At 53.9% G+C, this 24,633-nt stretch carries 23 protein-coding genes; 8 read left to right on the top strand and 15 right to left on the bottom strand.

What is annotated here, in order from left to right; all coding sequences use genetic code 11:
- Nucleotides 1-10 precede the first annotated feature (10 nt).
- The 3 genes from LVJ83_RS01280 to LVJ83_RS01270 all read right to left on the bottom strand — a co-directional run bounded on the left by LVJ83_RS01280 (nt 11) and on the right by LVJ83_RS01270 (nt 5,212).
- Nucleotides 11-1,705 (bottom strand): OmpP1/FadL family transporter, encoded by a 1,695-nt coding sequence (locus tag LVJ83_RS01280; protein WP_244785547.1) that lies wholly within the window; start codon nt 1,703-1,705, stop codon nt 11-13.
- Nucleotides 1,706-1,983: 278 nt separating this feature from the next.
- Nucleotides 1,984-4,419 carry an acyl-CoA dehydrogenase gene (locus LVJ83_RS01275; protein ID WP_244785544.1) on the bottom strand — a complete coding sequence of 812 codons (2,436 nt, stop codon included), beginning with the start codon at nt 4,417-4,419 and terminating at the stop codon, nt 1,984-1,986.
- Nucleotides 4,420-4,570: 151 nt separating this feature from the next.
- Nucleotides 4,571-5,212, bottom strand: a complete 642-nt coding sequence (locus tag LVJ83_RS01270) for a TetR/AcrR family transcriptional regulator (protein ID WP_244785542.1) — start codon at nt 5,210-5,212, stop codon at nt 4,571-4,573.
- 232 nt (nt 5,213-5,444) lie between these two features.
- On the opposite strand from LVJ83_RS01270, the gene LVJ83_RS01265 reads away from it, so the two are divergent.
- From LVJ83_RS01265 to LVJ83_RS01255, 3 genes are all read left to right on the top strand, one after another.
- Entirely contained in the window at nt 5,445-5,948 is a 504-nt protein-coding gene (locus LVJ83_RS01265) for a hypothetical protein (protein WP_244785540.1), read from the top strand.
- Nucleotides 5,949-6,189: 241 nt separating this feature from the next.
- A complete protein-coding gene (locus tag LVJ83_RS13555) occupies nt 6,190-7,305 on the top strand; it encodes a 2Fe-2S iron-sulfur cluster-binding protein (protein WP_280515230.1) in 1,116 nt (371 codons plus the stop codon).
- A 78-nt stretch (nt 7,306-7,383) separates the two neighbouring features.
- Nucleotides 7,384-7,812, top strand: coding sequence for a hypothetical protein (locus LVJ83_RS01255; RefSeq protein WP_244785538.1), 429 nt, complete (start codon nt 7,384-7,386; stop codon nt 7,810-7,812).
- A gap of 87 nt (nt 7,813-7,899) precedes the next feature.
- On the opposite strand, the gene LVJ83_RS01250 is transcribed toward LVJ83_RS01255, so the two are convergent.
- The 6 genes from LVJ83_RS01250 to LVJ83_RS01225 all read right to left on the bottom strand — a co-directional run bounded on the left by LVJ83_RS01250 (nt 7,900) and on the right by LVJ83_RS01225 (nt 13,866).
- Nucleotides 7,900-8,325, bottom strand: coding sequence for a hypothetical protein (locus LVJ83_RS01250; protein WP_244785536.1), 426 nt, complete (start codon nt 8,323-8,325; stop codon nt 7,900-7,902).
- A gap of 50 nt (nt 8,326-8,375) precedes the next feature.
- Entirely contained in the window at nt 8,376-9,038 is a 663-nt protein-coding gene (locus LVJ83_RS01245; RefSeq protein ID WP_244785534.1) for a hypothetical protein, read from the bottom strand.
- A gap of 466 nt (nt 9,039-9,504) precedes the next feature.
- Nucleotides 9,505-9,963: an aspartate carbamoyltransferase regulatory subunit gene (gene pyrI, locus LVJ83_RS01240; RefSeq protein WP_244785532.1), complete on the bottom strand. Its 459-nt coding sequence runs from the start codon at nt 9,961-9,963 to the stop codon at nt 9,505-9,507.
- Between the two features lie 10 nt (nt 9,964-9,973).
- The gene (gene pyrB / locus LVJ83_RS01235) at nt 9,974-10,894 is read right to left on the bottom strand and encodes an aspartate carbamoyltransferase (RefSeq protein WP_244785530.1); all 921 of its coding nucleotides are present in this window, start codon (nt 10,892-10,894) and stop codon (nt 9,974-9,976) included.
- A gap of 475 nt (nt 10,895-11,369) precedes the next feature.
- Complete coding sequence (locus LVJ83_RS01230; RefSeq protein WP_280515219.1) at nt 11,370-12,845, bottom strand: amino acid permease; 1,476 nt, start codon at nt 12,843-12,845, stop codon at nt 11,370-11,372.
- Nucleotides 12,846-13,017: 172 nt separating this feature from the next.
- Nucleotides 13,018-13,866, bottom strand: a complete 849-nt coding sequence (locus tag LVJ83_RS01225) for a Rossmann-like and DUF2520 domain-containing protein (protein ID WP_244785528.1) — start codon at nt 13,864-13,866, stop codon at nt 13,018-13,020.
- A gap of 83 nt (nt 13,867-13,949) precedes the next feature.
- On the opposite strand from LVJ83_RS01225, the gene minC reads away from it, so the two are divergent.
- The 4 genes from minC to LVJ83_RS01205 are packed head-to-tail and all read left to right on the top strand — an operon-like array spanning nt 13,950 to nt 16,712.
- Nucleotides 13,950-14,672: a septum site-determining protein MinC gene (gene minC / locus LVJ83_RS01220; protein ID WP_244785526.1), complete on the top strand. Its 723-nt coding sequence runs from the start codon at nt 13,950-13,952 to the stop codon at nt 14,670-14,672.
- Between the two features lie 27 nt (nt 14,673-14,699).
- On the top strand, nt 14,700-15,512 hold the full coding sequence (minD, locus tag LVJ83_RS01215) for a septum site-determining protein MinD (protein WP_244785524.1): 813 nt from the start codon (nt 14,700-14,702) through the stop codon (nt 15,510-15,512).
- Between the two features lie 3 nt (nt 15,513-15,515).
- Nucleotides 15,516-15,776: a cell division topological specificity factor MinE gene (gene minE, locus LVJ83_RS01210; RefSeq protein ID WP_244785522.1), complete on the top strand. Its 261-nt coding sequence runs from the start codon at nt 15,516-15,518 to the stop codon at nt 15,774-15,776.
- Nucleotides 15,777-15,779: 3 nt separating this feature from the next.
- Complete coding sequence (locus LVJ83_RS01205) at nt 15,780-16,712, top strand: hydrogen peroxide-inducible genes activator (protein WP_244785520.1); 933 nt, start codon at nt 15,780-15,782, stop codon at nt 16,710-16,712.
- A gap of 140 nt (nt 16,713-16,852) precedes the next feature.
- Here LVJ83_RS01205 and LVJ83_RS01200 read toward each other — a convergent pair whose 3' ends face one another.
- The 3 genes from LVJ83_RS01200 to LVJ83_RS01190 all read right to left on the bottom strand — a co-directional run bounded on the left by LVJ83_RS01200 (nt 16,853) and on the right by LVJ83_RS01190 (nt 19,799).
- Nucleotides 16,853-17,863, bottom strand: coding sequence for a TerC family protein (locus LVJ83_RS01200; protein ID WP_244785518.1), 1,011 nt, complete (start codon nt 17,861-17,863; stop codon nt 16,853-16,855).
- A gap of 342 nt (nt 17,864-18,205) precedes the next feature.
- Nucleotides 18,206-19,048 (bottom strand): helix-turn-helix transcriptional regulator, encoded by an 843-nt coding sequence (locus LVJ83_RS01195; protein WP_244785516.1) that lies wholly within the window; start codon nt 19,046-19,048, stop codon nt 18,206-18,208.
- A gap of 304 nt (nt 19,049-19,352) precedes the next feature.
- On the bottom strand, nt 19,353-19,799 hold the full coding sequence (locus tag LVJ83_RS01190) for a CopD family copper resistance protein (RefSeq protein ID WP_244785514.1): 447 nt from the start codon (nt 19,797-19,799) through the stop codon (nt 19,353-19,355).
- Between the two features lie 125 nt (nt 19,800-19,924).
- Between LVJ83_RS01190 and LVJ83_RS01185 the strand changes: the two genes are divergently transcribed.
- Nucleotides 19,925-20,128, top strand: coding sequence for a glycine zipper 2TM domain-containing protein (locus LVJ83_RS01185; RefSeq protein WP_244785512.1), 204 nt, complete (start codon nt 19,925-19,927; stop codon nt 20,126-20,128).
- A 542-nt stretch (nt 20,129-20,670) separates the two neighbouring features.
- Here the strand turns inward: LVJ83_RS01185 and phoR are convergent.
- The 3 genes from phoR to proB all read right to left on the bottom strand — a co-directional run bounded on the left by phoR (nt 20,671) and on the right by proB (nt 24,603).
- Entirely contained in the window at nt 20,671-22,002 is a 1,332-nt protein-coding gene (gene phoR / locus LVJ83_RS01180; protein ID WP_244785510.1) for a phosphate regulon sensor histidine kinase PhoR, read from the bottom strand.
- A gap of 2 nt (nt 22,003-22,004) precedes the next feature.
- Nucleotides 22,005-22,703 carry a phosphate regulon transcriptional regulator PhoB gene (gene phoB, locus LVJ83_RS01175; protein ID WP_244785508.1) on the bottom strand — a complete coding sequence of 233 codons (699 nt, stop codon included), beginning with the start codon at nt 22,701-22,703 and terminating at the stop codon, nt 22,005-22,007.
- Nucleotides 22,704-23,472: 769 nt separating this feature from the next.
- Complete coding sequence (gene proB, locus LVJ83_RS01170) at nt 23,473-24,603, bottom strand: glutamate 5-kinase (protein WP_244785506.1); 1,131 nt, start codon at nt 24,601-24,603, stop codon at nt 23,473-23,475.
- Between the last annotated feature and the right edge of the window lie 30 nt (nt 24,604-24,633).

Below are 24,633 nucleotides of genomic sequence, written 5' to 3'. Positions count from 1 at the left end.
AAGGCTGTGGTTAAAACTTATAGGTGTATTGCAAACCTAAGATGTTGGCACTGCTTTTGAAATTGGCGCTGCCGTTGGTTTTGCTCGATACGCAGGCCACTTCGGTGGCGCTGCTGCCGCCGCAATAACCGTTCACATTGGCCGTGGCCTTTTTAATAAACAGATGGCTGTAGGCTACGTTGATGCTGTGTTGGCGGTTGATGTCATATTTCGCACCCAAAGACAGCCAGATGCGGTCGTTATCGGGCAGCGTGCTCATGCGGTAGTTGGCGTTTTTCACAGGCGACTGGTCATAAGCGATACCGGCGCGCAGTTGCAGCGGCTCGCTGTATTGGTAAGAGGCACCGAGCGACACTTTATAAGTGTTGCGCCAGTTGGGCGTGAGCCTGGTCACGTTGGAGGTGTTGTTACCCTGGTCGTCGGCGGCTACTTGCTTGGTATTGCCCCACATCAGGTTGGCCTGATTGAAGCGCGAGTGGCGCGTCCAGGTAACATCGCCAAACACATTCCATTGCGGGTTGACCTTATACATACCGTGCACCGATAACGATTCGGGGGTGGTGATTTTTACCGATGCGTCTTCTTTCTCGACATAGCCGCGATCACGGATGCCCTGCTGGATGGTGCTGCCCAATACCGGGTCGTTAAAGGCGTTGCCCACCAAATGCCACTCGCCGTCGCCTTTAAGGGTGTGTTTGATTTTAGAGCGGTAGTTGACACCGACACGGGCGCGGTCGTTGATGTCCCACAACCAGGCGAGGTTGTAGCCGAAGCCCCAGTCGTCGCCTTTGACTTTGGCGTAGCCGTCGGCGGCGCCGTTGCCCACGGGGCTGGCGGCAGTGGCACTAGCCAGAGCGTCGTCGACAGCTGCCTGTTGTGCAGTGAGCGTGGCCTGCTGCTGAGTCAATGCGGCTTGCTGGGTTTGCAAACCGGCCAATTGGGTTTGCAGGGCAGAAGCATCACCGCCGGCGGCTTCGGTAGCGGCAATACCGGCCTCAAGCTGGCTGATACCGGCATTGAGCTGTGTCAGACCAGTATCGATTTGCGTCAACCCTGCCCCAATTTGCGCAGCACTACTGCCTAATGAGCTCACTACCGCCGGGCCGAAGTTGGCATATTGGCGCAATTCGGCGGTGGTGTGTTGTGCCACAAAGCCCACGGCAAATGAATGGCGCTCGTTCAGTTTATAGGCCACGGTGGGCTGGATGGCCAGCGTTTGTAAGCCGAGCTCGTTCAGGTTGTAGCGCAACACCGAGTCATGGTCGTATTCGGTGCCCGAGCCAAACGGCACATAGGTGCCCAAGCCGACGGTGATTTTGTCGTTCAACTGGTGCGAGGCGTAAATATGCGGGGCAAACACCACATCATCGGTGATTTTGCCGCTGGTGCTGCCTTGCACATTTTCTTGCGGATCAGTGCCGCCGCCGGGCGGATATTTGGCTTCGCCGTCGCTGTATTTCACATTCGGCGCCACGATATTCAGGTTAATCGTGGCTTGCGTGCCTTCCAGCTTGGTGAGGCCGGCGGGGTTGTAGAAAATGGTAGAGGGGTCGGCGGCTTCGGCAGACGATGAGTTGGCCGTGGATTGGCTGCTCACTGATTGGGTGCCGAAGTGGTAGCCGGAAGCCCAGGCGGATTGTGCCAGCAGCGCGGTGCTGATAATCAGGGCGCTTTGCTTGATGCGGCGGGTGTGGATCGGTTTCATTCTCTTTTCTCCTAAAGTTGTTTTATGACGTTTTCAGACGGCCTTGTTGCGTTAAAAGCCGTGAAGTAACGTTATAAAACAATTTCTCCGTTTATGGAATCATTACTTTAATTTTTATTTGTTTTTGAATGTATTTCTCTGCAATGCTGCCCGACTTCCGCTTAGCTGCTGATTTTCCTGCATAAGCAAGCTGCTTGGTCTTTATTTTCTGCTGGGTGTTTCAGACGGCCTCTTAAATAAGATGGAGGCCGTCTGAAACATTTGCTGCCTGATAATGATTAAAACACGTGGCGTTCGAGCAGTTTTTCATCATGCTGCTCAAGCTGCATGTCGAAATCGTCGACCATAATCACATTGCGCTTGAGTTGGCGACCACGGGTAACCAGGTCGAACTCTTGCTGGGTGATGTCGCCGTTATCCAGCGCTTCTTGCAGGCGCAGGGCGGGTGAGGGCTGCACCAGCTTGCCTTTGCGGGTGAGGTTGCGCAGTTTTTTCTCGGCCGGCTCGGCGGCAATCACGGCGGCGTGGGCAACGGGCAGCAGACCGATGGCTTCGTCTTCGTTATCGGGCACAAACATACCTTTGGAGAGGCGCGCCAACATGCCTTCGTTTTTCATCATATCGTCGGCCACTTTGCTCGCCAGTTTGTCGGCAGGTGCGTTGATGTTGTGACCCAGCGGCATAGTAAGCACGCGCAGCAGCCACGCCAGCGGGCGCATCGGCAGGTTGCGCAACAGGCCGTCGAGTGCGGTTTGTGCATCAAACAGGGCTTGTTCGGCGGCATAGCGCATCACGGCTTCGTCTTCTTTCTGGCTGCCTTGGCTTTCAAAGCGTTTCAGCACGGCGCTGGCGATAAACAGGTTCGACAAGATGTCGCCCAAGCGCGCCGACAGTTTTTCTTTAAACTTGAGGCTGCCGCCGAGGCTGAACATGCTCATGTCGGCAACCAGCGCAAAGTTGGCGGCCAGACGCGTCATTTGGCGGTAATAGCGGGCGGTGGCTTTGCTGTTTTTGGGTGCGCCGGCAAACACGCCGTTGGTGAGCGAGAGCCAGAAACTGCGGAAGGCATTGGTAAAGGCGAAGTGCAGATGGCCGCCAAATGCTTGTTTAAACGCTTTGGCATCGTTATCCGCCGCGGCACGCATTTCTTTTAACACGAAAGGATGACAACGAATCGCGCCCTGCCCGAAGATCATCATGCTGCGGGTGAGGATATTCGCGCCTTCTACGGTAATCGCCACCGGAATCGCCTGATAAGCGGCGGCCAGGTAGTTACGCGGCCCCAATACCACGGCACGGCCGCCGTGGATGTCCATCGCATCGTTAAGCGTTTTGCGCATGCGTTCGGTGTTGTGGTATTTCAAAATCGCCGAAATCACGCTGGGCTTCTCGCCGTTGTCGAGCGCGGTAAGCGCCAAATCCTGCGAGGCTTCCATTTGGTAGGTATACATGCCGATGCGCGAAAGGGCTTCGTCGACACCTTCGAATTTGCCGATGGGCAAGCCGAACTGGTCGCGGATGCGGGCATACAGCGCGGTGGTGTAACCGGCCATTTTGCCTGCGGCCACCGAGTTGGCGGGCAGCGAAATGCAGCGGCCCACTGAGAGGCATTCCACCAGCATCTGCCAGCCTTTACCGGCATATTCCACGCCGCCGATAATCCAGTCGAGCGGGATAAACACATCTTTGCCCCAAGTCGGGCCGTTCATAAACACGCTGCCGCCGGGGTAATGGCGACGGCCGATTTCTACGCCTTCATGGCTGGTGGGAATCAGCGCGCAGGTAATGCCGATGTCTTTTTTGTCGCCCAGCAAACCGTCGGGGTCGTACATTTTAAACGCCATGCCCAGCACGGTGGCCACGGGCGCCAGGGTAATCCAGCGTTTTTCCCATGAAATGCGGATACCCAAAACATCATCGTGCTGCTCGCCGGTGGTGGGGTCGGTGTAGCTGCCTTTGCAGACCACGCCGAAATCGGGAATGCCGCCCGCATCAGAGCCGGCATGCGGGCTGGTAAGTGCGAAACAGGGGATTTCCAGGCCTTTGGCCAGGCGCGGCAGATAGTAATCTTTTTGCGCTTCGGTGCCGTAGTGTTGCAGCAATTCGCCCGGGCCGAGTGAATTGGGCACCATCACGGTTACAGCGGCGCTGCCGGCGCGGGTGGCGACTTTCATCACCACTTTGGCATGGGCATAGTTGGAGAATTCCAAACCGCCGTATTGTTTTTTGATAATCATGCCCAAGATGCCGCTGTCTTTAATAAACTGCCAGGCTTCAGGCGGCAAATCTTTGGTTTTGTGCTGCATTTCCCAATCGTCGAGCATTTTACAGAGCTCTTCCACCGGCCCGTCGATAAAGGCCTGCTCTTCGGCGCTCAGTGTGGGCGTGGTAAAGTTTTGCAGCTTGCTGAAATCGGGTTTGCCCGAAAACAGCTCGCCGTCCCACCACACCGTGCCGGCATCGATGGCGGCGGCTTCGGTTTCCGACATTGCCGGGGTAATCTTTTTATAAAGGCCGAAAATGCGGCCGAGAATAAAATCGCGCAGCGGCGGAATGCAGCAGGCCGCCGCCACAATCAGCACGGGGATATACGCCCACCAAGCCGCACCGCCGAGCGCGAGGCCGACAACGGCAGCCAGCGACAACAGCCAGGCGGGGCTGCGGAAATAGGCGGCAACGCCGACCAAAACAAGCAGCAAAATAAGACTTAACATTTTTGGTTCTCCTGTTGGTTTTTCTTGTGTTTCAGATGGCCTGCAACTTGAGGTTGCCGCAAGCCGCAATCTGATGGTTTGCACGCAGGCAAAGCGCTGCATCACTTCTAAAATCGGGCATCTGCTGCGGGAATGCAGCCGGACACCGCCGCTATTGCGGCATTTTCAGCCCCGCCACCACAAACGGCCGCACATAACGCGCCACCTGCTCGGCGTTTTTGGCTGTTACCACGCTGGCGGGTGCCAACGCTTTCAAAACATCGTTGCCGGCAAAGGCGTTAAACAAGGTGCTCAGCGCCAAGTGCATACGCCAGCGGCAGGCTTCGGGCGGCAAATCGGGCAAAGCGCGGGCAAACGCGGCATACAGGCGGTCGGCCAGCTCGGAAAATTCCTGTGCCAGCGCCTCGCGGAAAATCTTGTATTCGTCGAGCATCAGTCGCGACACCAGCTTGGCAGTGGTGCCGGCCTTGCCGTCGGTGGCGTTAACCAGATTCAGACACGAAGCGATAAAGCTGTCGGTCAGATGCTCGGGCGTGAGCGTTTGCTGCTGCGCCTCCGCCGTTTGCAGCATTGTCAGCACATCTTCCAAAAAAGGCGCGATGCGGCGGTGGATAACGGCCAAAAACAAGGCCTCTTTCGAGCCGAAATGGTAATGCGCGGCCGCCACGTTCACCTGCGCCTCACGCATAATCTGCCGCAGCGACGAGGCAAAAAAGCCATGCAGCGCAAAATGGGCTTCGGCAGCGCTCAAAATGCGCGCGATGGTTTGGCTGTCGTGGTTGGCTGTGCTCATATGCTCGGCTATTCGAAAAATGATTAAAACAGTTGTTTGATTCAAACATACGTTTTAACCGCTTTACTGTCAACACTTTAATGGCAACTATTTTAGAGTTCGTGTTCAGACGGCCTCGATTGGAAACCACACCGCGCGCCTTTTGAGGCCGTCTGAAAGCAGTGCTGTTCAAACCGGCGGCGAATGATTACACTATGCTTTTTTCAACGCCGGGGTTTCCCGGCAAACCTTTATGAAACGAATCATCACTTCCCTGCCGGTATGGATTGTGTTGGCCGACATGGTGTATGGCTTTGCCCTCAACATCATCCGACGCTTCCACACCGATTATGCACCCCCGCCCCAAGACGGCCTGCCGGTGTCGCCCGACATCGCTTTCAGCGGCTTGCAGGTGCTCGCCGGCGGCGGCATGATGCTGATCATCGGCTTCGGCCTTTGGGTGCTGCTGCAACTGAACCGCACAGTATTGCAGCAGCAGATTCTGCCCATCGGCGTGTTCCGCTCGCTGGGCTTGCTGGCGGTGCTGGCCTTCAGCCTGCCCGCCGTATGGGAATGGGGCTGGGCACTTGCCCGCTTTGCCGGCGGCAGCAACACCTTGGCTTTCGGCAACCTGCGTTATTTTATCGTGGCATTGTGTCAGCCCTTAGTGGCTCTGTTGTGCGTGTGGCGGCTGCTCGGCTGGTATCGGCTGCATCAAACGGCGGCGGTATCTGATGGGGAAGACGTGGTGCAGTAGTGGTGCAGCAACGGCAGAGGCCGTCTGAAAGGCTTGGGGCTTTCAGACGGCTCTAAATTTAACCACCCATTGCCCACAATCAAAAAAAGAGATAATATTAAAAAAAATAATGTTTATTACTTTAAATATCCAAAACAACCTCTTCTACCCAGTTGCATTTCAATATTACTTACTGACTACTAAACTTATAAACTTAAGGATTCAGCATGGCTAATGAAGTTACCTTACCCCCGTAGTCGTTATTGGAGAAAGACCTAGCCAGCCATCAGCAGGAGAAAAGTACAAGGTTACCTTACTGACACCATTTGGAACCCATCATATTGATTGCCCATCTGACACTTACATTTTAGATGCCGCAGAGGCTGAAGGTATTGAGTTACCTTACTCTTGCCGAGCAGGATCATGCAGTTCCTGTACCGGACGATTGATTTCCGGTACGGTATCACAGAATGATGGCTCATTTTTAGATGAAGAACAAATTCTCCAGGGCTTTATTCTGACCTGCATCGCTTACCCCACGTCCGATTGCGTGATACAAACTCATCAAGAAGAGGCAATAGACGAACCACCCCAAAAACCAATATTGACATCTACTACCGACGAGCAGCCTAATCCTTCCCGTACGACCATCGGCGTAGGAGAAGGCTTTACGGTCGAATCTGATATACCTGTCCGCTGGACGGTGTCTTCCAGCTTAGTGACGGTAGGCAACCAGGATGAATACGCGATTCATTTAATTGCCACCGACAAGGCGGGCACTGTCACAGTGACGGCCCATAATAACAATAAGAGAAGCAGCATGAAGTTTTCTATTATTCAACCGGATGGTTTAAAAATAGAAAAGATTAAAGATTTCCATGTAAATAAAATACTGGATGCTGGATTTTTAGCTTATTTCTATTTGCTTCCAGCCAGTGTCAACTTTCAAAAAGTACAAATTAGCGAACTCGAAAGTTTTAGCTACGGAGGAACAGGTTTATTAGCAGAAGGAAATGGTAGGCCACATGGCCGTTACCCACATGGCCGAAGCGATTGGGTTTCAGCAAAGTCTTATCAAAATGGATTGGGTACATGGATGGATACTCATGATTTTGTTTATGGCATGCAGGATCGATACTGCGCCAAAAAAATCGTCAATAGCATCATCCATCTAGCCATTCCTTTCGAATGGCGCTTAGCAGGAATAAATACCACTCACCCGTTAGCCACAATACAACAATCTACCTCCATCAATAGCAATGGGGAAGTAACTACTCGAAAAGCAGATGCAGCAGTCACATTTCACTATATGGACGACAGTGTTAATCTGGATGTATTCGATGGAAACCCGCCCACGCCAAAACCGCAAAAATGTTAATCATTAATGCTTGAGCAGATAAGTTGACACTTTAAAACCCGCTCACCACATTGAGCATCTTTAACTGAAAAACAGCCCATGAATCTTATCAAAATAGCCGTGGTTTCATTTATATTATATGTACCGCTGAGTGCGCGTGCCGATATTTATTTCGGCTCCATGGGGGGGCTGATGCAGATATGCACCGGCGAATATCTAAAAACCGGAAAAACTGCGAAAGAATGGTTGTTGTTGCAGGCGCAGGAAATAGCAAAAAATAATCCGGCCTACCCTCAGGGCACTGTATTCCGCCTCATTATCGTGCCTGCAGAAGGTGGAGATTGCGACAGCAAACTTGATGAGCACCTCATGTTGTTGCGCGAAGCTGTGGCAGAAAACCGCCGCAATCTCGGCAATGCCGATTATCTGCCTTATGATATTGCTGAATATATGGACAGCATCCGCTATAAAAATAGGCTCATTACCATTTTCCACCCTTTTCACCCCATGAAACTGAAAAACCGATAGCAAGCAGTATCTGCCGATAAAGCACATTCATAACCAAGGCCGTCTGAAAGTTTAAATGCTTTCAGACGGCCTTGGATATCTCAATATCTATTCCACCTTAAACGGCAAAAACGATACGTCCATCACATATGCTTTCGGGTTTGACCAATCTACCGTTACTTTGACGCTGTCGCCCACATACGGCGCGGGGTCTTCGGCCATCGGCGGGCTGACGAACTGCTGGATATTGCCGGTATTCGGGTTGGGTGCGACGGCGATGATTTCGTAGCGGTCGACGGTGGTGTCGCTCTGCTTGCGGTTCCAATGCCGCACTTCCTGCACCGCCGCCTGTATTTCCACGCCTTGGCGCACGGCTTGCTGCTGGCCTTGGTATTGCGGCCACAAAACGAAGTACAGCAGCGCGCCCAATATCAGCGTCATTACCCAGGTAATCGGGTTGGGCACAAACAGGCTAACCAGCAGCAAAATCACGGTAAACACCGCGGCCATGATGATGGTGGTAAGGGAAATCATGGTTTATCCTTTCGTTAATCGGGTTGCAGACGGCCTGCTGTGCCACCGCATCAATACAATAATTTTTTGCGCGGCTTGCGTGCAGCTGCATGAGCCGCCGGCTGCAAGGCGGCCAAGGCGGCCATATCCAGCACGCTCTCGGTGGCGCAGGGGTTGTCGAAAATATCGCTATATTCGGCCACCACTTTAATGATGCCGTTAAACGGGGCGGGGGCGGCATGCGCGGCCAGGGTTTCAAAATCGGCAAACACGCCGCCATAGCTTTCGCCGGCTGCCAATACATCGAGGCCGTCTGAAACCGCACTCAAGGGCTGCAAGCAGGCAAGCACCGCCGCGGTGGCGGGTGTGGCGGCCACGGCCTCAATACTCAAGCGCACCTGCCGGGCGCTGCCTTTGCCGTGGTTCGACACCGCCAGCTCGACCAAGTGCGGCGCATCGGCGGCGGGGCGCAACACGGCGTGCAGCACCGGGCGCACGTTTTCCTGCTGCAAGGCAGCCAAGCGTGCGCTTTCGCGGCGGCGGTGCCGCAATGAAAGCCCGGCAAACACATAAGCCAGCCACACCAGCGCCACAGCGGCAAGGGCGCCCACGGTGGCCGGCAGGTTTTCCAGATAATAGCCGGGCGCCAGCCAGATGGCGGCAGTGATAAAACCGGCAAAGAAAATCAGGATGTATAAAACCGGGGTGAACAGGCGTTGCAATGAATCGGACATGGTTTTTCCGTTGATATGAGGTTCAGTGTGCGGCAATACCTGCCGAAAGCCAAGCCGGTGCCGTCTGAAACCGATTCACACAAGCTAAGCTGATCAGGCGGCGAATCGAAGACGGTAAACACTTGCGGAGCTGTTGACTTAGCCACTTCAGCGCCTTAGGGTGTCCTGACCATTCATAATGACTCAGATTTTTTGTGATAAAAGTACAGATGCAAGGCAAAAAACGTAGCAGATGTGCTTTTAGCGCCAAAAAGATGCTGATATATGAATGGTCAGGACGCCCCAGCACCCCCTTATCTTCGGGCTCAGGCGGGTCAGCGCCGTGAGCTTGTTTTGGCGAATGGGCATAAACCCTGTTCAGACGGCCTTTGCCGCTGGATCAACCCAGGTTTCGCCCCCTGTTCAGACGGCCTTTGCGCTGGATCAACCCAGATTTCGCCCCCTGCTGCCATCGCTCATCGACTGATTATGCCTCGGCCACAAAATCGCGCGGAAAGGTTTTTTCGCAATAATGGCATTTGAGCTTGGTTTGGCTGCCCTGCCCGCGCACGTAAAAGCGGCTTTTCACCGGCTCGCCGTGGCTGGCGCAATTGCTGTTGGGGCAGCGCAATACTTCGCTGATGGTGTCGGGCAGTTTGAGCTGCATTTTCTGCACCACCCGAAAGTCTTCAATCACATTCACGGTGGCTTCGGGCGCAAATAAGGCCAGGCGGTTGGCGGCTTTTTCATCGAGATGCACACCGGAAATTTTCACAATATCCTTACTGCCCTGGGTTTTGCTGGGCAGGTTGAAACCGACGGTTACGGCATTGCCGTAATGCAGCAGCTTAAATTGGCGCAAAATCGCCAGGCCTTTGCCGGCGGGGATATGGTCGATGACGGTGCCGTTTTGAATCGCTTCTACACTGTATTGTTTTTGTGCCATCACGCGCTCCTCATACTTCTTCGTTTAAAATCAAAGACAAAATCGCCTGCCGCGCATACACGCCGTTGGTGGCCTGCTGGAAATAATAGGCATAAGGTGTGGCATCGACATCGGGGTGGATTTCGTCTACACGCGGCAGCGGGTGCAGAATGCGCAGGTTGTTTTTGGCATGAGCCAGCATGGCGGCATCAAGGTTGAAACGGCCTTGGATTTTGGCGAACTCCTGCTCGTCAAAGCGCTCGCGCTGCACGCGGGTCATATAGAGGATATCAGCCCATTCTACCGCCGCTTCAAGCGTGGGCAGCACCTGATAGGCGCAGCCGGCTTCGTCCAGCTCTTCGGTGATGTAGTCGGGCATCGCCAGGCTCGGCGGCGACACAAAGGCAAATTCGCAGCCCCAACGTTTGAGCGCCTGCGCCAGCGAATGCACGGTGCGGCCGTATTTCAAGTCACCGCACATGGCGATTTTCAATCGATTCAAGGTGCCTTGGGTTTCGTAAATGGTTACCAAATCAAGCAGGGTTTGGCTCGGGTGCTGGTTGGTGCCGTCGCCGGCGTTAATCACCGGCACATCCGAAAATTCGGCCAACACCCGCGCGGCGCCGTCTTTGGGGTGGCGCTGAATGATGGCATCGGTGTAGCTGGAAATGATGCGTGCGGTGTCGGCCAGCGTTTCGCCTTTTTTGGCACTGGTGTTGGCGCCGTCGGCAAAACCGATAACCTTGCCGCCCAAACGCTGCACAGCGGTTTCAAACGACAGGCGTGTCCGTGTGGAGGGCTCGAAAAAACACGAGCCGATCAGCTTGCCCTTCAGCAGATCATCACGCGGCGCAGCCTTGAGCTTGAGTGCGGTGTGCAGCAACAGCTCAAGCTGCCCGGTGGATAAATCGGCCACAGAAATCACGTTTTGTCGATAGAGCGGATTGGGCATGGCGCCTCCTTTCAATATCCGTAAAAAAACCCGTATCGCAACGGGTTTTCAATATTTCGGAAAACAGCAAAGCCGCCGCGACAGGCAGCGCGGGCAATCACACTCCACACAATCACACGCATCAGGCAATTGGAAATCATGACGGCTTGGCCGGTTAAATGGATGGCTGCCATTATCGCACAAACCTAGGGTGTCCTGACAATTCGTTTATGGCGGGATTTTTGTTCCTGAAAATGCAGATGCCAGGCAAAAAACGCAGCAAGATTAGATATCTTGCGAGTATTTTTAACGTAAGTAGATGCGTTTTCAGGGCCCAAAAGCACCCGTAAATCGAATGTTCAGGACACCCTAAGGCCATCTGAAAGCATTACTGTTTCAGACGGCCTGACAACCTATATTTCATCATCATGCCGGGCAAACCAAGGGCAATACACACACATGCGGCCGACCGGCTTGGGGCCTAACCCAACGGCGGTCAATCATGATCCCGGCTCAAATCTACCTGCTGCAACGGCACTTTGCGGGTGCGGTAGCGCAGCTTGTGGTAAAGATAAAAACCAACAAACACCGGCAAACCCATATAGGTAATCACCAAGCGGTTCCAGTCTAAATCGCCTTTGAGCACCAATTCGGTATCCTGCCCGATAATCACCAGAATACACAGCGCCAACGCCAGCAAGGGGCCGAAAGGAAACCATTTGGCGCGGTAAACCAAATCGTTTAAATCTTTACCCTGCGCCAGATAAGCGCGGCGGAAGCGGTAATGGCTGACCGCAATGCCCAGCCAAGCAATAAAGCCGGTCAGGCCGGAGGCGGCCACGATGTATTCGTAAGTGCCCTCGCTGGTCAGCTGCAACAGAAAAATCGCCACCACCACCGCAGCGGTTGCCAGCAACGCATACACCGGCACGCCGCTGATGCTGGTACGGGCAAAGCTTTGATAAGCCAGGCCGTCTTTGCCCATGGCGTAGAGCATGCGGGTAGAAGCATACATACCCGAATTGCCCGCCGATAAAATCGAGGTCAGAATCACCGCGTTCATCACCGCTGCCGCAAAAGCCAGCCCGGCTTTTTCAAACACCAGCGTAAACGGCGATTTGGCAATTTCGCTCACATCCGCGCCCAAAAGCTGCGGGCTGTTATAAGGAATCAGCAGGCCGATCACCAAAATCGCCAAAATATAGAAAATCAAAATCCGCCAAAACACCTGCTTGATGGCGCGCGGAATACTCTCTTGCGGGTTGGCCGATTCGCCGGCAGTAATCCCGATAAGCTCGGTGCCCTGAAACGAGAAACCCGCAATCAAAAACACCCCTAAAATGGTGAGAAACCTGCCCGACCAGCCTTCGCCCAAAAACGGCGCTTCGCCCAAGGTCATATTGCTCATGCCGATGTATTCGCCGCCGAGAATGCCGAAAATCGTCAGCACCCCCACGCCGAGAAACACAATCACGGTAATCACCTTAACCAGTGCAAACCAATATTCCGATTCGCCGTAGGCCTTAACCGACAAGGTGTTGAGCAGAAAAATCATCCCGAAAAACAACAAACTCCACGCCCAGGGCGGCATAAAGCGCATCGGCTCCCAATAAGTAATCACCAACGCGGCAATCGAAATATCGGCAGCCACCGTAATCACCCAGTTAAACCAATAATTCCAGCCCAGCGCGAAACCCAGCGAAGGGTCGACAAAACGGGCGGCATACGTGCTGAACGAGCCTGAAGTGGGCAGATAAGTCGCCATTTCACCGAGCGAGGTCATCAAAAAATAAACCATCAGCCCGATAGCCGCATAAGCCAGCAGCGCCCCGCCGGGGCCGGCATCGCTGATTGCCGTGCCGCTAGCCATAAACAGGCCGGTGCCGATACAGCCGCCGATGGCAATCATGGAAAGATGGCGGGTTTTCAGATGGCGTTTGACCTGCGTGTTGTATTGTTGTGTATTTGACATAATCCAAAACAGGCCTCAAGCGCGTTACCCGAAGCCAAAAGGGTGTATTTTAACAAAAACCGTGTCGGTTTGTGCGTTTAGATTCAACAACCGCCCACACATGCCTCATGCCGGGGTGCCCGGCCTTGCCATTGACCAATCCGAGGCCGTCTGAAACCCATGCTCAAATCTTTCAGACGGCCTCAAGTAATGCCGCCAGCCGCTCCGCTGCCGCTTCATCCACACGCCCCGCCGCCAGCGCCAGCGCCGCCAAAGCCCATGTGCAGTATTGCGCCCGTTCAGCGGCATCCAAAGCCGCCAAATGTGCCGCTACCGTGCTGTCGTCGCCGCGCACAATCGGGCCAGTCAACGCCTGCGCCGGAGTCAGCGCGGCCAGATTGTCGACACTCTGCCGCATCAGCGCCGACACCAGCTCGCGCGACAACGCCTCCGGCAACGCCAACGGTTGCAGCAATTGTTGCGCAAACGCAGCCAGCACTACCGAAAAATTAGACGCTGCCGACAAAGCCGCATGATAACGCGCCTTGCTGGCCGACGGCAGCGTAAACGCACGCAAACCCAAAGCGGCGGCGATTTCGCGCAAATCATCCATCGCCGCCGGCTCCGCCTCCAATGCGCACAACTGCCCCGGCAAAGCCGCCACCGCCGCCTGCACATCAGCAAAAGCAAACACCGGATGCAGGCTGCCCGTGCGCACGCCCCGCGCAGCCAAAGAGGCCAGCACCGCCACACTTTTGGCACCGCTGCAATGCACCGCCAGCGTCTCGCCGCTCAGCCACGGCAAAACCGCAAGTTCAGCCGCAACCTCAGCAATCACATTATCGGGCGGGGTAATCAAAATCATCTCGGCCGGCGGTAAAGCTGCAATATGGGGAACGAATACCCCGCCGCAGCGGTCTGCCAATACAGCAGCATCCCGCCCGCCGCTGACCGCAACCAAGCGGGCGCCCTGCCGGTGCAGCAGCTGCGCCAGCGTTTGCCCTACCTTGCCCGCGCCCACGATATGAAAGGTTTTTTTCATTTCAGACGGCCTCAATGGATTGAATAGGTTAGATTAACACGGTAAACTTCGCTTATTGAATTTTTTTATGGTACGAACACGGTATGAAACCTGCTTTTGATGTGAAATCTGCGCGGCTCGATGCCTTGGCGGTGCACCTGCACACCTCGGAGCTGCCGGCACTGGAAAGCCTTTTGCAGCAGCGCATCAACCAATATCAAGCATTTGCCTGTATGCCGTTTCTGCTGGATGTGCAAGCTTTCGAGCACCCCGAAGCGCTCGACATCGGCGCCATTACCGCTCTGTTTGCCCGCCACGGCCTGAAAATCATCGGCCTGCGCCACAGCAATGAAGCCTGGGCCGCCTCTGCCGCAGCCCACAATCTTGCGTTCAGCCCCCGCGACAAAAACACGGCCGATGCGCCCGCTCCGTCATTACCGGAGCCGGAGCCGCCCCGTGCCGAAGCAGTGCAGGCCACCGTTATCAGCGGGCCGACGGTGTTTGTGAACACCCCCATCCGCACCGGTCAGCAAGTCTATGCCGAAAACGCCGATTTAATCGTTACCGGCATGGTAAGCGAAGGCGCGGAAATCATTGCCGACGGCAACATTCATGTTTACGGCCCCATGCGCGGGCGGGCGCTGGCCGGCGCAGAAGGCAACCGCAAAGCGCGTATTTTTATTCATTCGATGCAGGCCGAGCTGGTATCTGTGGCCGGCATTTACCGCAACTTCGAGCAAGACCTGCCGGCTCATCTGCATAAAAAACCGGTGCAGGTCTCTTTGCAGGAAGACCGTTTGGTCATCAGTGCAATCGATGCCGAGTAATTCGTTTTACAGAGAAAAGGAAACAACGTGGCAAAAATCATTGTAATCACCTCAGGCAAAGGCGGCGTGGGCAAAACCACCACCAGCGCCAGCATCGCTTCAGGCCTCGCGCTGCGCGGCCACAAAACCGCCGTTATTGATTTCGACGTGGGTCTGCGCAACCTCGACCTGATTATGGGCTGCGAACGCCGCGTGGTATACGACCTGATTAATGTGATTCAGGGCGAAGCCACCCTCAACCAGGCGCTGATTAAAGACAAACACTGCGACCAGCTCTTTATTCTGCCCGCTTCGCAAACCCGCGATAAAGATGCACTTTCGCGCGAGGGTGTGGAAAAAATCCTGAAAACGCTCACCGAAGAAATGGGCTTCGAATACGTGATTTGCGATTCGCCGGCCGGCATTGAGCAAGGTGCGCTGATGGCGCTTTATTTTGCCGACGAAGCCATCGTTACCACCAACCCCGAAGTTTCCAGCGTACGCGATTCCGACCGCATCTTGGGCATTTTGCAAAGCAAAAGCCGCAAGGCCGAGCAAGGCGAAAGTGTGAAAGAGCATCTGCTGATTACCCGCTACTCGCCCGAACGGGTGGAAAAAGGCGAAATGCTGTCGGTGCAGGATATCTGCGATATTTTGCGCATTCCCCTCATCGGCGTGATTCCCGAATCGCAAAACGTGTTGCAGGCATCCAACTCAGGCTCGCCGGTTATCCACCAAAACGATGCGGTGGCTGCCGAAGCCTATAAAGACGTTATCGCGCGCCTGTTGGGCGAAAACCGCGAAATGCGTTTCCTTGAAGCCGAGAAAAAAGGCTTTTTAAAACGTTTGTTCGGAGGTTGAGCCATGTCGCTGATTGATTTATTGTTTGGTAAAAAAACCAAAACCGCCGAAGTGGCCCGCGACCGCCTGCAAATCATCATTGCCCAAGAGCGCGTGAAAGCCCAAGGCCCCGATTATCTGCCGACCCTGCAAAAAGAATTGCTGGAAGTGCTGTCCAAATATGTGCACGTTTCTATGGACGACATCCGCATTTCGCAAGAAAGGCAAGACGGCGTGGATATGCTGGAGCTCAACATTACCCTGCCCGAACAGAAAAAGGTTTGAATCATGACCCTGACCGAATTGCGTTACATCGTTGCCGTGGCACAGGAGCGCCATTTCGGCCGCGCCGCGCAACGTTGTTTTGTCAGCCAGCCGACCCTTTCCATCGCCATCAAAAAGCTGGAAGAAGAATTGTCGGTATCGCTGTTTGACCGCAGCAGCAACGAAGTGATTACCACCGATGCCGGCGAGCGCATTGTGGCGCAGGCGCGGCGGGTGCTGGAAGAAGCCGACTTAATCAAGCATTTGGCCAATGAAGAGCAAAACGAGCTTGAAGGCGCGTTCAAACTCGGCCTGATTTTCACCGTTGCCCCCTATCTGCTGCCCAAGCTGATTGTATCGCTGCGTGATATTGCGCCGAAAATGCCGCTGATGCTGGAAGAAAACTACACCCACGTGCTGACCGAATCACTCAAACGCGGCGATTTGGATGCCGTAGTGGTGGCAGAGCCTTACCACGAGCCGGGCGTGGTAACCGAGCCGCTTTATGACGAGCCGTTTTTCGTGATTGTGCCCAAAGGCCATCATTTTGAAGAGCTGGATGCGGTCACGCCGCAATGTCTGGCCGAAGAACAGGTGTTGCTGCTCACCGAGGGCAACTGCATGCGCGACCAAGTGCTCGACAGCTGCTCCGAGTTGGCATCGAAGCAGAAAATCCTCGGCCTTACCAACACCTTGCAGGGCAGCTCCATCAACACCATCCGCCATATGGTGGCCAGCGGCTTGGCCATCAGCGTACTGCCGGCTACCGCGCTTACCGAAAACGACCATATGCTGTTCAGCATCATTCCGTTTGAAGGCTCCGTGCCCCACCGCCGTGTTGTGTTGGCCTACCGCCGCAATTTTGTCCGCCCCAAAGCCTTGTCGGCCATGCGCAAAGCCGTGCTGGCGTCGCAACTGAACGGCGTAAGCTTTGTGGAAGCCGCAGAGGCCGTCTGACTGATACCGGATTGAGATACCCATTTACAACAGCAATCTAACTTGCCAGCTTGCTTTTATGAATGGGTATTATTCGGCAAATATTGACTAAGGCCGTCTGAAACCTGTTTTCGGACGGCCTTAGTCAATATTTATCACCGTTAAACCGACCAATCACCGCTATTCCCGCCATCATGGCCGTTCCGCATCCGCCGGTTGTACATCAGCGAAATCAGCACCGACACCCCCAGCGCCCCAAACACCACCGACAGCGAAATACCAACAGGCACATGCACCCATTTCATCACCAGCATTTTCAAGCCGATAAAGCTCAATACAAATGCCAAGCCGAATTTCAGAAACACAAACCGGTCGGCAATATCGGCCAGCAGAAAATACATCGCCCTCAGGCCGAGAATGGCGAATATATTGGAAGTGAGCACGATAAAGGGGTCGGTAGTTACCGCAAACACAGCGGGAATGCTGTCTACCGCAAACACCACATCGCTCAACTCAATCATCACCAACACCAACAACAGCGGTGTGGCGATGCGTTTGCCGTTTTCTATGGTAAAAAACTTTTCGCCGTTGAAACCGCTGCTGACGGGAATGCGCTTTTTCAGCCACACCAACATCTTGTTTTGCGACAAATCTTCGGCGGCTTCCTCATCGTGCGATTTAATCATTTTCACACCGGTATAGAGCAGGAAAGCGCCGAAAACATACAAAATCCACTCAAATTCGCGCACCAGCACCGCACCCACAAAAATCATCAGCGTACGCAGCGCAATCGCACCCAACACCCCATACAGCAACACCCGGTGCTGATATTGCGGCGGCACTTTAAAATAGGAAAATATCATTAAAAACACAAAGATATTATCCACTGCCAGCGATTTTTCCAAAACATAGCCGGTAAAAAATTCCAACACTTTTTGCGAAGCCACCGCATGACCGTAAGCCTGGTTGTGCCCCAATTCCCAATACAGCCAGCCTGCAAACGCGCACGATACCGCTACCCAGATACAGGTCCAGGCCAGCGCTTCTTTCACGCTCACCTTGTGCGCGCCGTTTTTTTTCAGCGCCCACATATCAATGCCGATCATCACCAGCACGGCAATAAAAAAGACGCCGTAAAATAACGGCGACCCAACAGAAGGATGAGCTGGCATGAAGAAATTCCTATTAATTAAGATGCGGCAACAGCGGCCGGTAACAGACAAGCGGTTTATTCTACCCGAGCGCCATGGTTTTAGCAAAACACCCGGCACGGCTTTCAGACGGCCTAGGGTGTCCTGACCATTCGTTTATGAGGGGATTTTTGTTCCTGGAAATGCAGATGCCAGGCAAAAAACGCAGCAAGATTGGACATCTTGCGAGGCTTTTTAACGCAGCAGATGCGTTTTCAGGGACAAAAAGCACCCGTAAATCGAATGGTCAGGACACCCTAGGGTGCCCTGACCATTCAGAATGCTTTGGAAACCATAGCGGCACACCCGGCAAAATTATCCGGTTTACGGCAACCCGTCACCGGCAATGGAGGGGGGCTCCTGCCCACCCTGCGGTGCATCGGCATATTTTTCCGGCGCCGGTGCCGGCGCTGTTTTTTTATCGGCGGCCGGCAGCCACACCACCATTTCCCAACCAGGCGTATCCGGCACGGGAAACGACATGCGGCCGAATGCGCGGTCGCCTTTGGCCGTATGAAAAACATAACGCAAGCCGATTTTGCTGGTGCGCTTATGGCGGCGTTTATTGCACAAACGCTCAAACACGGGGCTGATGCGGCAGTGTTCATCAACAAACTGCACCACGCTTTCATGATCCTGATAAGGGCGAATATTGTTGAAAAACCGCCCCAACCACAGCACCACATGTTTTTCCCAATTTTGGATAAACAAGCGGCTGTGCGGATCGAGCAGCAGATAATCAATAAAACTGGTGTGCTGCACCTGCTTGCCGAGCCAATGGGTAAACAGGCGGGCAGCGCTTTTGTTCCAGCATACCCGGTTCCACAAATGATCGACCACATAAGCCGGATGATCGATGCCGTCGAGCAATTTTTGCAGATATTTTTGCAACTGCTGCTGCGGCACTTCACCCCACGATTGCGGCTGCCAGCCGGCCTGGCGTAATAACGCATCTTGCTCTTCGGCATTAAAACAAAGCGTGTTCAACACCCGGCGCAAAAGCTCGACATCATCCTCTTTAAACAAACCCTGCTCCAAACGCGCCAGCCAACGTGTGCTGACACCGCTGAGCACAGCCACTTCCTGCTGGCTCAAGCCGCCACGGCGGCTGCCGACTTCGGGCAAACCCACATCGGCTGCCTGTAACGACAACCGTTGTCGTTTCACGGCCTCTCCCAATGATTTTAAATTCAAGGCTTCCGACATGAATAATCTGTTTCCTGCTGTTTGGTATTTTATGTATTTTGGCTTGAATTGCCGATTTTTCGTCACAATTCGGCCACAATTAAAGCATATTTACAGCATCGGGCAAACACAGCAAAATCATTAATCAAAATTAGCGCTGATAAATCAACCGAGTATGGATTTTGTTTTACATTCATGACACTAGGGCGTCCTGACCATTCATATATCATCATCTTTTTTGCGCTAAAAGCACATCTGCTGCGTTAAAAAAACCAAATCGTTGCATTTACCAGCCCACATAAAACATGGTTTTTGCCAACAATACAATCAAAATCATATGCAGCAACACGGCCAGGTGGATGTATTTCGACCAGCCCGCCGTCAAGGTGCCGCGGCGCATTTTCGTTACCGCAATCATAAAATGCCCCAACACGCTCACCGCCAGCAGCACTTTCAGGCAAAGCTGGGTGTTAAACGCATTGGCAAACGGATGGGCAAAAGCGGCCGCATAGCGGTGCGCCATCGTCAAGCCGGATAAAAACAAGCCGCCGACAATCCACGGCATTACACGGGTGGCGCGGTAGGAAAGCGCTTTTTCCACTTCACGGCGCGCCTCACGCGATACCCGTTTGGTATGGATAACCGACAGCACCAGGGTTTCAAAAAACACGCCGCCGACAAAAGCAACGGCACAAAACAAATGCACGATATGGGCAACGGCATAAGCAGTCATAATCAGGCCTTCCGGAACTTTTTCTCAGTTTTAACAGTCTTTACCCGCATCAATATACGCATGATGTGCGATTTATGCCATACTGAAAGCGCATTCTTGTTCCAACCACTATCCGGAGACCAGATATGAAATCAATGATTGTCAAAACCCTCGCCCTGCTTGCCGTTGCCGGCTCACTGAGCGCATGTGAAAGCATGAGCACGTCCCAACGCAACACCGCTACCGGCGCCGTAGTCGGCGGCGTGGCCGGCAACCTGATCGGCGGCGACACCGGCTCAACTCTGGGCGGCGCGGCTTTGGGCGGCGTTATCGGCAGCCAAGTACGCTAATGATGCTTTAATTGCGTCAAGAAAGATATCAAAGGCCGTCTGAAACCTAAAACAGGTGTTTCAGACGGCCTTTTTTATGTTATATACATACATAACAACAGCTTACAACTATTTACACAAGCAAGCCGACAAAGCGGTTCGGCGGAGCAGTATGATTCAAGCAAGCGCGAAGATTTTAACCCAAACAATCTTTCAGACGGCCTCAAACCTCTTGATCTCGTGGGCTTTGCCACGAAATTGACCAAACTGCATTTCAAAACATTCAAGCGTATTTTCATGCCGATCAATGTATAGCTGATTCGTGAACCAAGCCCGCGCTACGCAACTTGTGATTCCCAATGATTTCAGCCATCTGAAAAATGTCGGATTCAAAAACTGACCTATAGGGTGTATAGCGTGGGTTCTGCTCATGGAAATCCTACACATGCAAAGGCCGTCTGAAACCACACGTTTCAGACGGCCTTTGCCTTTCCAATCAAACAAAACGATTTTCAAGCGGTGTGATATTTATTCATCAAAGTCAGCAGGTTCAAAACGTACGCTCAAATGCCGGCAGGCGGTGCGATCTGCCGGAACACGGCGGCAAATTCACTGCCTTTTCCCACTTCACTGCTGATTTCCAATGCCGTATCGTGCTCGGCCAGCGCATGTTTGACAATCGCCAGCCCCAAGCCGGTGCCGCCGCTTTGGCGGCTGCGGCCTTTATCGACCCGGTAAAACCGTTCGGTCAGCCGGGGGATATGCTCGGCTGCGATGCCGGGGCCGTTGTCTTTCACGGCAAAACGCAGCGGCAGCAGCATAAACAAATTATCGGCCGGCAAGGCTTTCAGGCTGATTTCGATGATGCCGCCCGCGGGGGTATAGCGAACGGCATTAAACACCAGGTTGCTCAAGCCGTTGTATAAATCGGTATAGATGCCGTTAATCCATAAATCGGAGGCAATGTCAGTGCGGATGGTGTGCTTGCCCGCAGACAAAGTTTCACCGTCTTCCGCCAGCAATTGGGCCAGCGCCGACAAATCCACCGGCGTGTGCTCGCTACTGCGCCCCGATTCCAGCCGCGACAGGGTCAGCAAATCGGCCAGCAGCGTCTGCATACGGGCGCTTTCTTTCTGCATCATGCCGATAAACTGCCGGGTTTGCTCCGGCGGCAGATTGGGAGTGTCGGCCAGTGTTTCCAGAAAACCGCTGATCACCGTGAGCGGCGTGCGCAATTCGTGCGACACATTGGCCACAAAAGCCGTGCGCGTGCTGTTGAGCCTTTCTGCTTCGGTGATATCGTGGGTAATCAAAAGCTCTTCATCAGTTTGAAAAGGCGCCCGTGTGACCAACAAAGCGCGCTCGGTAATGCCGCCGTTTTTCGGTATGTTGAAGCGGATTTCCAACGTGCCTTCCAGCGGGCGGTTGAGAAAATCGAGAAATTCAGGGCGGCGCACCACATTGCGTAAAATGCTTTCCCAATCGTTGTGCGGATCAAGGTTGAGGTGTTCGACAGCCAAACCGTTCATCCAGCTGATACGGCCGTTTTTATCCAACACCAAAATGCCGTTAGGTATCACTTCCGCGGCACGGTAAAAACGCTGTAAGGCAGCGCCTAATTTTTGTTTGCGCTTTTTGCGGCTTTTGGCCTGCAACAACAAGGTATCGAAAATATTGGCCCACATGCCTTTAACTTGCGGCATGGCGCTGATTTTCGGCGACTCCAGCCAGCCGGCCAGCTTGATAATGTAGCGAAACTGCCAAATCAGCCAAACAGCCAGGCACAGCACCAACACCGCCAATGCACCGGTGATGCCGCGCGCAGCATAACCAAACAGCGCCATCACGGCGCTGAGAAACATGCCTGCCAATATATGCCGCCACACAAAGCTCATGTTCAGGCGGCCTCTTGATGCGAGAAACGGTATCCGGCACCACGCACGGTTTGAATAAAGCGGTCGAATCCGGTCGGTTCGAGGGCGCGGCGCAAACGGCGAATGTGCACATCAACCGTGCGCTCTTCTACAAACACGTGATCGCCCCACACCAAATCCAGCAGTTGGCGGCGGCTGTATACCCGCTCGGGATGGGTCATGAAGAAATGCAGCAGTTTGAATTCGGTAGGGCCGAAATTGACTGCCTGCCCGTTGCCGTATACCCGCTGTTCGGCAGGATTGAGCACCAGGCCTTTGATATCGATGGTTTCGCTGGTTTTTTGCGGCGCACGGCGGCGCAACAGGGCGTTGATGCGGGCCACCAGTTCGCGCGGCGAAAAAGGCTTGGTCAGATAATCGTCGGCGCCTTGATTCAGGCCGGTTTCTTTGTCGGCATCTTCACTGCGGGCGGTTAAGAGGATAATCGGCAATTCTTTACTGCGCTCGTCTTGCCGAAGCTGTTTGGCCAGCTGCACGCCGGACTGGCCGGGCAACATCCAGTCGAGCAGCACCACATCGGGCAGCGCTGCTGCCAACTGCGGTTTTGCTTCTTCCACGCTGAGTGCCGAGACCACGTCAAAACCGGCCTGCTCCAGCGTGAAACGGATCAGCGCCTGAATCGATTCTTCATCTTCGACAACCAGCACACGCACTTTTGCCATATTCTGTTTCTCCATGTGTTTTTTCAAACTTTACTGTGTCTGCATCAGCGTGACAAGCATAGCGTGCCCGTGTGACGTGAATATGACAAAACCGGGCTTTTGTGACGGTTTGTTGAATGTTTTATTGCAGCATGCCGCTGCCATAGCCGTTTGCCCCGATGAGCATCAATGGCATTTTGCCAAATGCTTTTTCAATGTAACAGCAATCGGTTAATGTCGTTGGCGCACAAATCGAAATCTGTATTTGTCCGAAATTTTTTTTAAATCAAATGTCTGAATATTTGGTATCGATTCCGGCCTGCACCGTCATGATGTTAGTCGAATGTTTTCCACTGCTTCAGCAGGAATGCGGCAAAGGCTTCAGTGGTCATCCTTATCAGTCAGACGGTCGCAAAGGCCGTCTGAAACATTGATAAATCAACGAATTAACGGTTTTGAATGCGGATGACAGTTTGACAAATGATGCCTTATACCCATTCAAAAAAGTAAGCGCACAAGGCTGGCCGAGGGCAGTAGGGTTAGAGCCAACGCAGCTAGGTTATTTTTGTGAATGGGTATTTTAGGGTGTCCCGACGTGGTTGATGAGGAATTTTTGTCTCTGGGAATGCAGATGCCGGGTAAAAAGCGCAGCAAGATTGGGTATCTTGCGAGGCTTTTTTAACACAGCAGATGTGTTTTCAGGGGCAAAATACACCCGTAAATCAAATGGTCAGAACACCCAGTGATTTCACCATCGGTTTCAGACGGCCTGAACCGATTTTCAGGCTGCCTACCAATGCAGTGCCATATTGTCGCGGTGAATCAGTTCTTTTTCAATTACATAGCCGAGTTTGGCGGCAATGCCGGCGGAAGGGGTTTGAAGGATTTTGCCGACATCGCTGCTGCTGTAGTTAATCAGGCCGCGGGCGATTTCGCGCCCTTCACTGTTGAGCACCGCCACCAGCTCGCCCCGGTGGAAATGGCCGTTGACGCGCACACAACCCACCGGCAGCAGGCTGGCATGCTTGTCAACAATGGCCTGGGCGGCACCCTCGTCTACCATCAGACTGCCGCACAGCTGCACATGGCCGAGCAACCATTGCTTGCGGGCATTGATGCGGCTGTGTGCCGAAGTAAACAATGTGCCGACAGACTCGCCCTGCTTCAGCCGCACCAGCACATCCGGTTCGCGGCCGCTGGCAACCACGGTGGCGGCGCCGCTCAAGGCTGCACGCTTGGCCGCCAATACTTTGGTATACATGCCGCCGGTGCCCACGCTGCTGCCTGCGCCGCCGGCCATGCTTTCCAAATCGGGGTGCTCGGCAGAAATCCGGGCGATCAGCTGCGCCTGCGGGTTTTTGCGCGGATCGCTGTCATACAGGCCTTGCTGGTCGGTCAGGATAATCAGGGCATCGGCTTCGACCAGATTGGTTACCAACGCGCCCAAGGTGTCGTTGTCGCCCAATTTGATTTCATCGGTGGTTACCGTGTCGTTTTCATTGATAATCGGCACGATGCCTTTCTCAAGCAGGGTGCGCAAGGTGCTGCGGGCATTGAGATAGCGGGTGCGGTTGCTCAAATCTTCGTGTGTCAGCAAAATTTGGGCGGTGTGGATGTTGTGCGGCGCAAATGCATTTTCATAAGCTTGCGCAATGCCCATCTGCCCCACTGCGGCGGCGGCCTGCAATTCATTGAGTGCCCTCGGGCGCCGGAGCCAGCCCAAACGCTTGATGCCTTCGGCAATCGCGCCGCTGGACACAAAAATCACTTGTGTGCCCTGCGCTTTTAAAGCGGCAATTTGTGCCGCCCAGCGCCCGAGCGCGGCCTGATCTATGCCCTGCCCCTCGGCGGTAACCAGGCTGGAACCGACTTTTACCACCAACAACCCTGCCCGAGCCAGATTTTCAATTATTTTTTGCATCGCATTGATCCGTTTCAGACGGCCTCTACG

The organism is Uruburuella testudinis (assembly GCF_022870865.1).
GTDB classification, from domain to species: Bacteria; Pseudomonadota; Gammaproteobacteria; order Burkholderiales; family Neisseriaceae; genus Neisseria; species Neisseria testudinis.
Note: the sequence above shows the minus strand (reverse complement) of the source record. Positions and strands in the feature narration are given on the sequence as shown.